Genomic DNA, 15,019 nt, shown 5'->3' on the forward strand with positions numbered 1-15,019 from the left:
CCGGAGGCTTTCGCCTTTTACATCACGCCACGCTGTTCACAACCTCCATGGGAACTACAACTAGGTAGAGACCGTAGGATCCAAGCACAATGGCAAGCGGCCAGCCCTCTGCCGGCGTCTCTCCCGAGGCCAGGCCCGTGGATATCGCCAGGATCATACTGACGACGAACAGGACCCCCACCGCCAACACCAGCCATCCGGTGAGGTTGCGTCGTTGCCGCGAAACCAGGCTGGAGGCAAACAGGACCACACCTCCGCCAAGGACCACCACGAAGAGTTCCCCGGGCATGAGGAAGTCAAGATGAAAGCCGCCGGACCTCACGAAGAAGATCGCCGCAAGAAAGATGGGCGCCGCCAAGGGAATTCCGACCAGGACTGTCGCGGCCACCGCCAGCACCCGCGCGGTGATGGTGCGGCGTCCTGATCTGACACTTTCAACGTGCATACACCCAGCTTCCCGACCATGCCCATCTGCCGCATAGGGGCTTACGTCCTGATTCGGTGCAGCAGTTCGTGCGACCAGCACCCCGCCTAGGACAGAGCAGCGAGTTAACGCTTTTTGTCACACAATTAACCGGCAGTTCACACCACTCTCGGCGCCTGTCAACTAAGGCTTCCTAGCGTCGAGGGCATGGAGAACATCACCCGCAGATCCCTCATATCCGCCGGCCTCGGGGCCGGTTTGATTGCCGCCTTGCCGCACACCGCCGTCGCCGTTTCAACAGCAGACGACGCCGGACTCCGCACCGATCCCTTCACGCTCGGCGTAGCTTCCGGGGAGCCGTGGCCGGACGGCTTCGTCATCTGGACCCGGCTGGCCGCCAACCCCGTGGCCGAAGACGGCCTGGGCGGCATGCCGTCCCGCAACGTTGCGGTGGCCTGGGAAGTGGCAGAGGACCCGCACATGCGCCGGGTAGTAGCCCGCGGCGTCGAACAGGCCCGGATCGAGTCCGCCCACTCGGTGCACGTGGAACTCAAAGGCCTCAAACCCGGCCGCGAATACTTCTACCGGTTCCGCACCGGCCGCCACCTGAGCGACACCGGCCGCACGATGACCAGCCCCGCGCCCGGGGAGATTCCCGCAGCCCTGGCCATGGCCTTCGCAAGCTGCGCCCAGTACGAGCACGGCTACTTCACGGCCTACAAGCGCCTGGCTGAGGACCACCCGGACCTGGTACTCCACTTGGGCGACTACCTGTACGAATACAAGAAGGACAGCTATGTGATCGGCGGCGGCAACCCGCGCGACCATGAAGGCCCGGAAACTGTCAGCCTGGCAGGCTACCGCCAGCGCCACGCGCAGTACAAAGCCGACGCCGACCTCCAGGCAGCCCACGCCATCGCACCGTGGCTGGTGGTCTGGGACGACCATGAAGTGGACAACAACTGGGCGGACGAGATCCCGGAAAACAGCGACCCTGCCCAGCTCAACGACACCACTGAACACTTCCGGCAACGCCGTGCAGCTGCCTTCCAGGCGTACTACGAGAACATGCCGCTGCGCCCTTCCTCGCTCCCGGCCGGCTTCGACATGAAGATCTACCGCACCATCCAATGGGGCCAACTGGCCAACTTCCACATGATGGACACACGGCAGTACCGCGACGACCAGCTCGCCGGCGACGGCTGGCGCAAGAATGTGGCCGAACGCCTAGACGAGAACCGGACCATCACGGGAGCCGAACAGGAAAAATGGCTGCTGGACGGTTTCAGGAACTCCACCCAGCGGTGGGACATCCTTGGCCAGCAGGTCTTCTTCGCCGAGCGCGACCGCAACAAGGCTCCCGACATCGACGACGTTTCCATGGACGGCTGGGACGGTTACGCCGCCTCCCGCCGGCGTATCACCCAAGGCTGGGTTGACGCGAAGGTCCGTAACGCCGTCGTACTTACCGGCGACGTGCACCGGCACTGGGCCACGGACCTGAAAGTGGACTATAAGGATCCGGAGTCGCCGGTTGTCGGTTCCGAACTCGTGTGCAGCTCCATCACCTCCACGGGAGACGGTTCGGGATCCACCACGGACGCAACCATGGCATGGAACCCGCACTTGAAGTTCTACAACGACAACCGCGGATACGTGAACACCCGAATTACCAAGGACTCCATGACGGCAGACTTCCGCGTCCTGGACTACGTCACCAAGCCCGGAGCCCCGGTGAGTACCAGAAAATCCTTCACCATCAACGACCGCGTGCCCGGCCTGGCCTGATTCCCGGCGCGGTGCCGGCACCTGTCCCGGTTGGCAGTTGCCGGCACCGGCCCGGGCCCCTCCCATGCGACTCTTCAAACGAATGGAGTTACCCCTGTTTCCCCAGTGACTACGGGCAACTGCGGGAGTACCCTATTCCCAGTTACGTTTGTGGATCACCTTCCAGCTGGGGTTCTGCCGTGGGCTATGTGCGTTCGTCGCTGTCCGACCTTCTCGGAGTCCTTTCCGACGCCGTCGCTCCCCAACGCGTAAGGTTCGCCGACGACTCCCCCCACGGCGCCGATTCCCCTCCCGAAGCTCCCGTGACTGTCCACGCCGTCGCCCTCGACAGGGTTGGCCGTTCGCGCCGCGACGGTCCCGTGTTGGATCTGGAGCTGCGGGTCGCGGTGGAATGCCACGGCCCGGAACAACTGGACAACATGGAGCAACTGCTTTTGTCCGTGGAACGCCACAGCCAGTACTCGATTGTTTCCAGCAACGAATACCGGCCCGGCGAGTACCAGGAAAGCATCCGCGACGGGCTCGGCTTCCTGGTGCGCATCCCGGTACCCCTTCGCTTCGAAGAACCGTCCGGCCCGCCGGTCCTGGAACCGCTCGTGGCCAAGACCGGAGTCGCCCGCAGAATCCAAGGACGCCTGGTGGACGTCCACAACAAAGGCATCCCCGACGCCTACATCCACGCCCATTCCTCCGCCACGGCGGTCGTCAGTGATGCGACCGGCCACTTTGAGGTCCTGGCCTCGGCGGACGAACTCCAGCACTTCGCCGTTGCGGTCCACGGCACCGAACGGGAAGTCTCGGCCAGCACCAGCAGCCTGCCGGTCATCATCCGGTGGACCTGAACCCGCCCATGTGCGGGTAGGGAAGGGAGCGCACCATGGCGAATTACCAGGCGCCAGGCGTTTACGTACAGGAAGTCCCCAGCGGGGCACGCGCAATAGGACAGGTGAACACCAGCATCGCCGGATTCGTCGGCCTGGCTCCGGACAACGACGCCTTGGTCGATGAGCTCCGCGTCCTGGATAACTGGACGCAATTCGTGGACCAATACGTCGGGACCGCGACGGCGGGTACCCCGCTCTCCAACGCTGTGTACGGCTTCTTCTCCAACGGAGGAAGCCGTTGCTACGTAGTGAACATCGGCCCGGGCGGCAGCCTGACCGGAACCGCCTCGGCGCCCACCGGGCTGACCCTCTTCGAAGCGGTGGACGACCTCTCCATAGTCGCCGCCCCGGGCTACGCCACCGCCGAGGCGTACGCAGCGCTGCAGGCCCACGTGGAACATCCGCTCCGCCAGGACCGGATGGCGATCCTGGACACCGTGGAGAAAGTGGACGACGTCGGTGCGCTCACCCGGGCGGCGACCTCCGGGGTTCCCGGGACCCCGGATGCCCGGGCCGAAGATTCGGCGGACACCGGGCCCGATGAACCGGAGGATGGCGACGAGCCGGATGGTGCTGAGAAGCCGGATGGTTCTAACAAGCCGGACGGCCGGGACGGACCGGGTGTGGCTAGCACGGAAGCCGGAGAACAACAGGACCTCGGCGCACCCCAGTCCCCCGGCGGCTACACGGCGTTGTACTACCCATGGATCGTGATGATCGATCCGGTCTCCGGCAAGAAGGTAACCCAACCGCCGTCGGGCCATATCGCGGGGGTCTGGGCGCGCGTGGACGCGACCCGCGGCGTCCATAAGGCGCCCGCCAACGAGCCGATCCAAGGCGCAATCGACCTGGTGCGGCGCGTCAGCCGCGGTGAGCAGGAGGTCCTGAACCCTGCCGGCGTGAACTGCATCCGATACTTCCCCGGCGAAGGAATCCGGGTCTGGGGCGCGCGGACCAAGGCTCCCGAGGCCAGCGAGTACCGGTACATCAACGTCCGGCGCCTGACCAACATGATCAAGGAATCCGTGGCGGACGGGACCCGCTGGGTGGTGTTCGAACCCAACGACCACACCCTGTGGAAGTCCATCCGACGCGACATCGGGGCGTTCCTCACGAACGTTTGGCGGGACGGAGCGCTGCTGGGCACTACCCCTCAACAGGCGTTCTTTGTGAAGTGCGACGAGGAAACCAACCCTCCCGAAGTCCGCGACGCCGGGCAAGTGGTCACGCTGATCGGCATCGCACCCGTGAAGCCGGCGGAATTCGTGATCTTCAAGCTCATGCAATCCGCGGACAACACCAGCGAAACAGAGAGCGGAGGAGCCTGACATGAGCACCCCAACACCTGCAGCGCAACCGGGCAACGTGGTGGACCCGTACCGGGCCTACAATTTCAAGCTGGTCATCCAAGGAGTGGTGCAGGGCCACTTCACCAAAGTGGAAGGCCTGGGCCTCAAGATCGGCCGCATCCTGTACCGTTCCGGCGGCGAAAACAGCACCGTGCGCGTCATCCCGGGCCAAGTGGAATACACCCCGGTGACGTTGAAATACGGGCTCACCGATTCCACCGAGATGCTCCAGTGGCTGTTCAAGGCCGTGAACGGGACGGTCGAGCGGCGCAACGTCTCCATCGCCATGCTGAACGACGCGGGTTCCACGGAAGTGCGGCGCTGGAACCTGCTGGGAGCCTGGCCCTGCGACTGGTTCGGCGCACCGCTGGACGCCCTCGGCAAGGACCTCGCCATCGAGACCCTGAGCATCGCCTACGACCGCCTGGAGCTCGACGATGCCCGCGCTCCCGTCGCCTGACGTCCCCTCGGGCGCCCGGGCTTCCTGGCGGCGGGCCTTAGCCGGGCGCCTGCGCCGGGCAGCGGCGTGGGTGGAACCAGGCGGCGGCTCCGGCGTCGCGGGTTTTGAAAGTACGACTCTTGAGACGACGACGGCGGAACGCGCCTTTGACCTGGCGGACGCACCCGAGCATTGGGTTGCGTTGCTGCGGAACGCCGGGTTGGCACCTTCCGCCGCGCCCAAGCGGATGGGTCTCAACTCCGCAGCTCCCAACCCCGCAGCTCCCAACCCCGTTGTGGGGCCCGTTCTGCGTGCTACCCCGCGACTTTGGCGCGCACTGCGGGCACCACACGTTGAGCCCACCGCCGAACAACCCGTTGCCGGTCCCGCTCAGCGTGCTATCCCGCGACTGTGGCGCGCACAGCAGGCCCCACAGCGAACCCCAACCCTAAAGCTTCGTACGCCCTCCCAACCTGAAAGACCCCAAGCACCAACAAGCACACCCGTTGCGGAGCCCAGTCTGCGTGCTTACGAGCACCCGGAAAGCGCACAACAGGAACCCACACCCGTTGCCGGGCCCGCTCCGCGTACTGACGAGCACCCGGAAAGCGCACAGCAGGCACCACAACGAACCCCCGTCCTGCGGCTTCGTACACCCTTCCAACCTGAAAGACCCCAAGCGACAAGAAGCACACCCGGTGCGGAGCCCACTCTGCGCCCCAACAGACCAACTAGGAGCGCACGGCAGGCCCCACAACAGGAACCCACACCCCCTGCGGGGCCCACTCTCCGCCCCAACGAACCAACAAAGAGCGCACAGCAGGCCCCACAACGAACCCCAACCCTTAGGCTTCGCGCGCCCTCCCACCCTGAAACACTCCAAGCACCCACAAGCACACCCGGTGCGGGGCCCGCTCTGCGTCCCAACGAACCAACAAAGCGCGCACAGCGGGTCCCACAACGCAGCCAACCCCGGCAGACCCGCGCCCATGCCAACGCGCACACCCCGGCTCCGGCACTTCCCGGGGTGTGGCCGGAACTCGTTCGCCGTCCTTCCCGGTCAGCACCTGTGGACGGGGCAACCCTGACCAGTGCCATGGCCCGGCAGACCCGGATTGACCAGGAACACGGAGCGCTCTGACATGGAACGGGTCGCTTTCCTGATCGAGGACACCGGGGAACACCTGGGCTGCCTCCTCAACCCGGAAACGGTGGTGATGCAACGCTCCGCCGGTGTTGAGCCCCGAAGAAGCGCGGGCGGCAAGCTGAGCGGCACCGGCCTGGCCGACGATCCCCTCCTCTTCACAGGCGGCGGCCACACCGAGTTGCGGCTGGATCTCCTCTTCGACGTCGACCTCGCGCCAGCGTCGCTCCACGTCCAGGACGTCCGCCAAATGACCCGCCCCATCTGGGCGCTCGCGGAAAACAGCGCCGAAGTGGAACGCCAGCGCCGGCCGCCGTCGGTCCGGTTCGTGTGGGGCCGCGCGTGGAACGTGCCGGGCATCGTGACGGAAGTGGCGGAGCGCTTTGACCGCTTCGCCCCGGACGGTTCGCCCCTCCGTTCCTGGATGCGGATGGTGTTCGTCCGCGTCGGCCAAGCCGCGGACGAGGAAGGCGGGGAGAACTACGAACTCGCCCGGAGGCTTCCTCCCGTGGACCTGACCGCACCGCCGGTGGATACCCTGCCGGTCACCGGCGACGGCAGCACAGACCGGGACGCACTGACTCCCGACGGCGGGCTCCTTCCCGAGGTGCCGCCGGCCGAGTTGGGACGCTTGTCCATTGAAGCATTCGGGACGCCCCTGCTCTGGAAACTGCTCCTTGAATACAACAACGTGGATGATCCCGCGCACTTCAACGGCCCCCTGGCCGTCCCACCCATGGGCGAGGCGCCATGAGGCAACTCCAAGGACTTCCCGAGCTGATCGTCACCCTGGGCCGGCGACGCCTCACCACGGCGGAAACGGCAGCGATCGTCTCCGTCAATGTCCTCAGTTCCCTGGCGAGGCCGGCCCAATGCCTCATTTCCTGGCGCCCCGGCCCGGGACGCACTGCTGCGGCGCGCGGCGGGGTGGACCCCGCACCCGGGGACGCGCTCCGGGTGGAGCTGGGCGGCCAACGGACGGCGCTGTTCGCCGGCGAAGTGACCGTGGTGGAGTACGGCTACGGGGCCGACCTTGGCCAGGAAATCCGCATCCGCGCCTACGATGCCTTGCACCGGCTGAGGAAACGCCAATACACGCGGCTCCACGAGGACACCGACCTCGCAACACTGGCCAAAACCCTCTGCGAAGGCACCGGCCTGAGCGTGGTGGGCGGCAATCAGCGGCTGGGCCACGTCTACCAGTGCGCCCGCACGGACCTGAGCCTGCTGGTTGAACAAAGCGCCAGGGTCGGCGCCTACCCCGTCGCCCATGACGGCAACCTGAAGCTCGTGGGGCTCGACGGCGAAGGCGAACCCTTGGAACTGACGCTTGGCTCCACGCTCCACTCGGCCGAGATCGAGGTCAGCCAGGAGCCCGCCTATGCCGGCGCAACAACTCACGGCTGGCGTGCGGAGGATGCTTCCCTCCACCAAGCAGAAACCAGCACCAGCGACTCCAAAGCCCACGTCACCGCAGACCCGGGCCTGGCCAGCGTAGGCGCAGGTGGCGACGTCATCCGGGACAACGAGCTCTTCGACTCGCCGGCGCTCGCGGCCGGACTTGCGCAGGCTGAGCTGGATGCCAGGATCGCAGGCCAGGTGTCGGGTGTTTTCATCGCGGAGGGCAACCCGAAGCTCAGGGCGGGTGGCCGGGTCCGGATCACCGGGGTATCGGCGTCCGTTGAGGGTACATATTTGATCGCGAGCGCAGCACACAGGCTGGACGGCACCGGCTACGAAACCACGCTGACCACCAGGCCGTCCTCTCCCGTCCCCGAACGCAGGCCGGATGTTTTCACCCTTGGAGCCATCGCGGACACCAACGATCCTGAGGCCCGCGCCAGGGTCCGGGTCCGGCTGCCTGCCTATCCGGACCTGGAAACCCCGTGGGCACCTGTCCTCATGGCGGCCGCGGGCCCCGGCAAGGGAATGGTGGCGCCCCCTGCCCCCGGCGACCACGTCCTGGTTTTGCTCCCGGCGAGCGACCCCGCCCAGGCAATCGTCCTGGGCGGGCTCTACGGCGCCGAACAGCCGCCGGACCATCACGTGAATACGCCCCGCGAGAGCCGCTATACGTTCCGCAGCGCGGACGGCCAACAGATCATGCTCGACGGCGGTGCGCGCACGGTCAGCTTCACGGACGGGCACGGCTCATCGGTGCATTTGGGACCGGACGAGCTCCGGATTTCCGCCGCGACGGACCTTGTTCTGGAAGCTCCGGGCAGGGCCATGAAGATCAGGGCCAAGTCTGTGGATTTCGAGGAAGCCTGAGCATGGAGGCGGCATGAAGGTCCTGGTCAAAGAAGCCATCCTCCGGTGCGGACACGACGGCAAGGTGGAGAACGTGCCGTCGCAGGAGTGGGTGCGGGTCACGGGTTCTCCCGTCCTGGTGGCAACGGATCCGCAGGGCCGGGACATCTCCATGTGCCCGCATATCAGCATCAACATCAAGCCCTGCCGGAAGACCTTGCCGGTGATCAGGGGCTATTCGGCTTTCATCAGGATCGGCGGCAAGGCCGTGTGCCTGGACACTGTGGAGGGTTTCACGGACGGGACCCCTCCGGGCGCGGTCAAGTACACGGTCCGCCGGCCGGGCCAGACGCTGGTGGGGGCCGGATCATGAGCCGGATCATGGGAAGCCGCGGACGATGAGCACCCCGCGCTACAAATCAGCGGCTTTCATCCACCCCGACTTTGACGCCGCGGCGGGGCCTCCAGGCTTGAGGATCACTCCGGCGGGACGGCTCGCCACGGTGACCGACGCCGCCTCCATCCGCCAGGCCCTCCTGCTCCTTTTGAGCACCCGGCCCGGCGAACGCGTGAACCGTCCCACCTACGGCTGCCATCTGTTCCGCTTGGCTTTCGCGCCGGCTGACGACACCACGGCCGGGCTGGCGATCCACTATGTGGCCAGGGCGGTTGAGCAGTGGGAGCGCAGGATCACGGTCCTTTCCCTGGATGCCTCGCGGTCTCCGGAGGCTCCCGAGGTCCTTGAGGTGCGGCTCAAGTACCGGGTCCGCACCTCGCACATGGAGGACCAGATTGTCATAGCCCTTCCCGTCGAATCCGGAGGTGTGGCGTGAGCATCCCCGTCCCCAACCTCGACGACCGCGATTTTTCCGACCTTGTGGCAGGGGCCCGCGAGCGCATCAGGCAGGTAGCGCCCGAGTGGACTGACCTTTCCGTGCACGACCCCGGGATCACCATCGTGGAGGCCTTCGCGTACCTCACCGATACCCTCATGTACCGGGTGAACCGGGTCCCGGACAAGCTCTACGCCGTCTACCTGAACCTCCTCGGCACGGCCCTTTATCCGCCGTCCTGCGCTGAGACGGTGTTGGAGTTCAGCCGCGCGTCCGCGGCGAATGCCGACGAGGAGATCCGGATCCCGCGGGGCACCCAGGTCAGCTGCCCGCCCGGCGTGCCGGGGACATCACAGCCGTTATTCACGACGACGGCGGCAGCCACTCTGGCGTCCGGCCAGGCGAGCGTCCTGGTCGCCGCAGCCGACGTCACCATGTACGACGCCATCCCGATCGGTACGGGAACAGGCAGGCCGGGCCAGAGCATGGTGATCCCCAATGCACCGATCGTTTCCGGCGCCGGCCTGGCAATCGCCGTCGAGGTTCCACCGGGGACGCGGCTTGCCAGCGGCGAGGCGGTGCTGGTGGACGGCAAACCCTTCCGTTATTGCCAGGAGGTGGAGGCGTTCGCCGACGCGGGCCCCGGGGAGGTGCCGGTGCGGATCGACCGCAGTGCCGGCGTCGTGATGTTCGCGTGGTGGGACGAGGAGTCGGCCGGGAGGTCGGACCCGGCGCTGGTCCCCGGTCCGGGAGCAGAGGTCCGGGCCTGGTACCGCAGCGGCGGCGGCGCGTCGGGCAACGTCGGGGCCGGGCAGTTGACGGTGCTTCGGACGCCGGTGCCGGGGGCCAAGGTGACCAATCCGGAGCCTGCCACGGGAGGCCGCGACGGGGAGTCGTTGGAGAACGCCCTTCGCCGCGCGCCGCAGGATTTCCAAGCGCGTGACCGTGCGGTGACCGTTCGCGACTATGAGGTTTTGGCACGCCGTCACGGCGGGGTGGCGCGGGCGCGGGCCTTCACGCGGAGGGACCTGTGGGCGTTCGCGCGTCCGGGGGAAGTGGAGATTGTGCTGGTGCCGTTTGTCCCCGCCGGTCGCGGCCCCGGGCACAGTCCGGTGCGCGCCGCGGATCTCGAAGCCCAGTCGCGGGAAGAGGTGCGCTCCGAAGTGGAAGCGTATCTTCGCAGGCGATCCACCGTTGGCGCCGAACCGGTGGTGCGGTGGGGGCTCTACAAGCAGGTGCTGGTTGATGCACGGATCGTGGTCCGTCCCGACGAGGACGCCCAGGCTGTGAAGAACCGGATCGTGGGCCGCTTGTCAGAAAGCATCAGTCCTTTGGGCTCCGATGCGTCATCCTACGGTTCGGGCTTCGGCAAGCCGTTGCGTGTCTCCAACCTCTACCGGGCCATGGAGGAAGCCGAGCCCGGGGTCCAGTACGTTGACCGCGTCCGGCTGGAAGTGGACAAGGTACCGGACACCGATGCGGTGGGACTGGTGCAGGCCGAGGGCCAGGACAATACGTGGTTCGTAGGCCAGGACGGGACGTTGTTCCGGACCACGAACGCCGCTGACGGCTGGGAGGCGTGCGCCGACTTCGCCGACGGGGACGACGAAACCGTCCGTTCCATTGCACCTTTCCGCTCCCCCGCACCCGGCCGGGCCGGACCCGAACGCCACCCCGGCATGGTGGCGGTCAGCACCGTCACGGGCACAGGCTCCCGGATCTACATCAGCGAGGACCTTGGCGAGTCATGGCGGAAGGCCGCGGAGCTCGGCTTTGTGGTGGCAGACCTGTGCTGGGTGGACCGCCAAGGCGAGCCCCTGCTGCTCCTGGCCGGCGAGCGCGGCCTGTACGAACTGCCCGTTACGGAAGGAGCCATCCCGGTCCAGAACGTGGTGGACACCAGCCAGCCGGACCGCGGCTTCTACGCCGTGGACGCCCTGGTGGATATCCGCGGCAGGACGGGCGTGGTGGTGGCGGCCGAGGCGTCGGCGGGCGTGTGGCTCTCCCCGGACGCCGGAACCGCCGGAAGCTTCAAACAGGTCAAGGCAGCCGGGGAGGACATCCGCTGCCTGACGGTCCAGTACGACGGCGGCGCAAGCTACGTGTGGGTGGGGCGCGCGGTTCCTGAGGGCACAGGGACGGGTTGCCTCCGGCTGAAGATTGATGAACTGGGCAGGACTGACTTCGACCAGCAGTTCATGGAGTCCTGGGAGCAGTTCAGTGCAGGTTGGACCGGCGGCAGCTGCTGGGGCGTGCATGTCATGGGCAACGCCGCCTACGCTGCCACCCAAAGCGGCGGGGTTCTCCGGTTGCAGCTGGGACAGGCCTCGGCGCAGTGGAGCGTCCCCGATGTGAACTGCAACCTGCCCCTGCGTGACCGGACCCGCTTTGAGCCCGTGCGGTCTGTTTCGGGCGCTGTTGGCCCCGGCGGAGCGGCCATGGTGCTTGCAGCCGGGCCCAAGGGCGTATACCGCAGCACGGACAACGCCGTGTCCTGGGCGAGCTGCACACGCCGTGTGGTGGCGGATGTGGTGACGTTGCCGGACACGTGGTTGTTCTGTTCCGGAGACCACCGGATTGAGGTGGTCCATGGCCATGGATGATCCCGTGAAACCGTCGGGGTCCAGGCTCCTCAAGGTCCTCCCGGAGGTGTTCCAGGTAGCCGCGGACACGAGCCCTGCCATGCGGGCACTCATGGCCGTGGCCGAGGATATGCAGGGGCCCGTCCGGGAAGTCCTGGACCGCATCCACACCGTTCCGGACCCAAGGCGCGCACCGGCGTCGTTGATTCCATTCCTCTCGCACTGGGTGGACCTGGACTGGTTGACGCTGCCCGATCCCGGCACGGCCACAGCGGACAGTACACGTCCCGGCACCATTCCCGTCGCGAGGCAGCGGGACCTCATCGCCGCCGCGGCGGACCTCTCGTCCCGGCGCGGCACAGTGGATGGGCTCACCCGGTTCCTGCACCTTGCGACGGGCGTCCCCGGGTTCGCCGTCGAATCCGTCCCAGGTGAGTTCCACATCAAGGTGCTGGTGCCTGCGGACGCCGCCGGACACCTTGATCTGGTGGGCCGGATCGTCAAAGGCATGAAGCCGGCGCACGTTACGGACCAGCTGGTACTGCTGCCGGAACCGGGTGACGTTGGATGAACGGTTGCCCGCGATGAACAAGGAGAACCGGACGCCGATCCTGGTGGTGATCGCCTGCGGGGTGATCGCCGTCTTGGTGCTGGTGTTCGGTGTCAGCTGCGGCGGCGGTAACAACAATGCCGCCCCGGACTGGCAGGCAGGCATCTCGGGAGCGGGCGGCGGCGCACGGCTTACCGCAGCGGACTTCACCGTCACGGCTGGTTCCTGCACGGTGTCGGACGCCCAGCTGGTGGTCAACGGAGGATGCGTGCTGGCGGTGAAAGATTTCGGCGGCGGGCTGTTCTACTTCGGGCCACCCACCAAGCGGGCCAGGCTGGCTCCCCAACAGCCCGTCACGGTGACCCTCTTCCTGCAAGGGACCCGCGCCCAGCAGGAGTCCGGGCCCGGGAAGACCGTGGACCTGACTTTTGGGACCTCGGGCGGAGAGCTGGGCATCACCTGCCGGCTGATCGGCGCCTGTGCGCTCCAGTTGCTGGAACCCGGAGGCTGAAATGACCCTGACTACCCTCGCAACCGTCCACAGAGGAGTTATGCCATGACCACTATCACCATGACGCTGAGCTCCCCCGATGTTGTTCTCAAGGACGGCAAAGGATCACTCACGGCGTCAGTCACCAACGGCTCGCCCGAAGCCGAGCGCGTGGTCTTGGGCGCCTTCCCCGGGCAGGTGACCAATCCGCCGTCGAAGACGTACACCGACATCCCCAACCCGCTGCGGACCATAGCCGCCGGCGCCACCGAACAGTACGTGGTCAACTTCGACACTACGGGCGCAACGGCGGGGAACTACCCCGTGAAGTTGATCGCCTATTCCGCGGATGACGCCCCCGAGGATTACGCCGACCAGGCGCATGTGGTCACCCTCAAGGTGCCGGCGGCCGAGGCACCCAAGCCGCCGCAACCGTTCCCGTGGTTGTGGGTGATCATCGGCGGGGTGGTGCTCCTGGCGATCGTCGGCGCAATCCTGTTCTTCATCTTCAAGGACGCCAACGTCCCGGACGTGAAGGCCAAACCGGAGGCCGAAGCGGTGAAGATCCTCACGGATGCCGGGTTCAAGGTCGGCAGCAGCCAGGTGGAAAGCGCCGAGACCGAAGGCACCGTGGTCAAGCAGACCCCGAATGGCGGCGAAACCGCAGGCCGCGGCAGCACCGTCAACATCGAGGTCGCCATTCCTGCGCGCCCCACAGTGCCGGACGTCCTGGGCAAGCGGATCGAGGACGCCAAGACTGCGTTCCAGGCTGCGAAAATCCAGCTGGACTTCACCCAGGGCTCGCAATGCTTCGGTTCCGCGTTTGAGCCGCTCTTCCGGCCCTGCGTGGTGGTGGGCGTGAATCCCGACGTCGGTACCAAGGTCAACGTCAACGCCCTGGTCCTGGTGCGGACCGAGCCACGGTCAATCATCGTCCTGGACCCCCTGCCCAACATCTGCAAGACCAATCCGCAGTTCTGCGTCCAGAGGCTGCAACCTTGAGGCGTTTTTACTCGCTTGGCCTTGCGACATGAAAAGATCAACCATGCGCCCGATGCAGCACTCCAGCAAACTCCAGAACGTCCGGTACGAACTCCGTGGTCCTATCCTCCAGGCCGCCAAGGTCATGGAAGCCGAAGGGCACCGCATCCTCAAGATGAACCTCGGAGACACCGCCCCGTTCGGACTCGAAGCGCCGGAGTCCGTGGTGGTGGACATGATCCACCACATCCGCGGAGCCCAGGGCTACAGCGAGTCCAAGGGCATTTTCTCCGCCCGCACAGCCATCTCGCAGTACTACCAAACGCGCGGATTGATGAACATCGGCGTGGAAGACATCTTCATCGGCAACGGGGTTAGCGAGCTCATTTCCATGACCCTCCAGGCCTTCATGGAGAACGGCGACGAGATCCTGGTACCGGCGCCTGACTACCCGCTCTGGACCGCCGCCGTCACGCTCACGGGCGGCAAAGCCGTCCACTACCTCTGCGACGAGGACGAACAGTGGTGGCCGAACATGGCCGACGTCGAAGCCAAAATCACCCCGCGCACCCGCGGAATCGTGATCATCAACCCGAACAACCCCACCGGCGCCGTCTACCCCCGGCACATCCTGGACCAGTTCGCGGCGCTCGCCCGGAAGCACGATCTTGTGCTGTTTTCCGACGAGATCTACGAGAAGATCCGGTACGTCGACGCCCCGCACATCCACACGGCTTCCATTGCGGACGACATTTGCGTGCTGACGTTCAGCGGACTGTCCAAGGCCTACCGGATGCCCGGCTACCGTGCCGGCTGGGTAGCGGTGACCGGGCCCCTCGCCGCGACCGCCGCCTACCGGGAGTCCTTGGAACTGCTGGCTTCCCTGCGCTTGTGTTCCAACGTTCCCGCGCAGCATGCCATCCAGACCTGCCTCGGCGGTTACCAGAGCATTGAGGCCCTGATCCGTCCCGGTGGCCGCTTGCGGGAACAACGCGATCTTGCATGGGAGCTGTTGACGGCCATTCCCGGGGTCTCCTGCGTTCCCGCCGCCGGCGCCATGTATCTCTTTCCCCGGCTGGACCCGGAGATCTACCCGATCGACTCCGACGAGAAGTTCGTCCTCCAGCTCCTGCAGGAACAGAAGATCCTGATCTCCCACGGCACGGCCTTCAACTGGCCCACCCCGGACCACTTCCGGTTCGTGATCCTTCCTGCAGTCGAGGACATCGAGGAAGCCGTCCGCCGGATCTCGCACTTCCTCGCCGCGTACCGCAACCGCCCCGCCGACTAGCCCAAGTAGGTCGC

At 66.3% G+C, this 15,019-nt stretch carries 14 protein-coding genes; 13 read left to right on the plus strand and 1 reads right to left on the minus strand.

The window, feature by feature from the left end:
* Positions 1–22: 22 nt before the first annotated feature.
* Positions 23–445, minus strand: coding sequence for a hypothetical protein (locus RI444_RS18920; protein ID WP_207605475.1), 423 nt, complete (start codon positions 443–445; stop codon positions 23–25).
* Positions 446–631: 186 nt separating this feature from the next.
* On the opposite strand from RI444_RS18920, the gene RI444_RS18925 reads away from it, so the two are divergent.
* From RI444_RS18925 to RI444_RS18985, 13 genes are all read left to right on the plus strand, one after another.
* Positions 632–2,212 carry an alkaline phosphatase D family protein gene (locus tag RI444_RS18925; protein WP_021472888.1) on the plus strand — a complete coding sequence of 527 codons (1,581 nt, stop codon included), beginning with the start codon at positions 632–634 and terminating at the stop codon, positions 2,210–2,212.
* A gap of 188 nt (positions 2,213–2,400) precedes the next feature.
* Positions 2,401–3,054: a hypothetical protein gene (locus RI444_RS18930; RefSeq protein ID WP_242703205.1), complete on the plus strand. Its 654-nt coding sequence runs from the start codon at positions 2,401–2,403 to the stop codon at positions 3,052–3,054.
* Positions 3,055–3,089: 35 nt separating this feature from the next.
* The gene (locus RI444_RS18935) at positions 3,090–4,424 is read left to right on the plus strand and encodes a phage tail sheath family protein (RefSeq protein ID WP_069696777.1); all 1,335 of its coding nucleotides are present in this window, start codon (positions 3,090–3,092) and stop codon (positions 4,422–4,424) included.
* Position 4,425: 1 nt separating this feature from the next.
* On the plus strand, positions 4,426–4,905 hold the full coding sequence (locus RI444_RS18940) for a phage tail protein (RefSeq protein WP_021472891.1): 480 nt from the start codon (positions 4,426–4,428) through the stop codon (positions 4,903–4,905).
* 1,121 nt (positions 4,906–6,026) lie between these two features.
* On the plus strand, positions 6,027–6,782 hold the full coding sequence (locus RI444_RS18945) for a hypothetical protein (protein WP_021472892.1): 756 nt from the start codon (positions 6,027–6,029) through the stop codon (positions 6,780–6,782).
* Positions 6,779–8,299, plus strand: a complete 1,521-nt coding sequence (locus RI444_RS18950; RefSeq protein ID WP_021472893.1) for a phage baseplate assembly protein V — start codon at positions 6,779–6,781, stop codon at positions 8,297–8,299. The genes RI444_RS18945 and RI444_RS18950 overlap by 4 nt, the downstream gene beginning before the upstream one ends.
* 13 nt (positions 8,300–8,312) lie before the next feature.
* Positions 8,313–8,651, plus strand: coding sequence for a hypothetical protein (locus RI444_RS18955; RefSeq protein WP_021472894.1), 339 nt, complete (start codon positions 8,313–8,315; stop codon positions 8,649–8,651).
* A gap of 25 nt (positions 8,652–8,676) precedes the next feature.
* The gene (locus RI444_RS18960) at positions 8,677–9,111 is read left to right on the plus strand and encodes a GPW/gp25 family protein (RefSeq protein WP_021472895.1); all 435 of its coding nucleotides are present in this window, start codon (positions 8,677–8,679) and stop codon (positions 9,109–9,111) included.
* Positions 9,108–11,714, plus strand: a complete 2,607-nt coding sequence (locus tag RI444_RS18965; RefSeq protein WP_207605473.1) for a baseplate J/gp47 family protein — start codon at positions 9,108–9,110, stop codon at positions 11,712–11,714. The genes RI444_RS18960 and RI444_RS18965 overlap by 4 nt, the downstream gene beginning before the upstream one ends.
* Positions 11,701–12,264: a phage tail protein gene (locus tag RI444_RS18970; protein WP_083261836.1), complete on the plus strand. Its 564-nt coding sequence runs from the start codon at positions 11,701–11,703 to the stop codon at positions 12,262–12,264. Before RI444_RS18965 ends, RI444_RS18970 begins: the two co-directional genes overlap by 14 nt.
* Before the next feature lie 13 nt (positions 12,265–12,277).
* On the plus strand, positions 12,278–12,754 hold the full coding sequence (locus RI444_RS18975) for a hypothetical protein (RefSeq protein WP_207605472.1): 477 nt from the start codon (positions 12,278–12,280) through the stop codon (positions 12,752–12,754).
* A gap of 45 nt (positions 12,755–12,799) precedes the next feature.
* Entirely contained in the window at positions 12,800–13,735 is a 936-nt protein-coding gene (locus RI444_RS18980; RefSeq protein ID WP_207605471.1) for a PASTA domain-containing protein, read from the plus strand.
* Between the two features lie 43 nt (positions 13,736–13,778).
* A complete protein-coding gene (locus RI444_RS18985) occupies positions 13,779–15,005 on the plus strand; it encodes a pyridoxal phosphate-dependent aminotransferase (RefSeq protein ID WP_207605860.1) in 1,227 nt (408 codons plus the stop codon).
* Positions 15,006–15,019 lie beyond the last annotated feature (14 nt).

Source organism: Paenarthrobacter sp. AT5, from assembly GCF_032764245.1.
GTDB classification, from domain to species: domain Bacteria; phylum Actinomycetota; class Actinomycetes; order Actinomycetales; family Micrococcaceae; genus Arthrobacter; species Arthrobacter ureafaciens.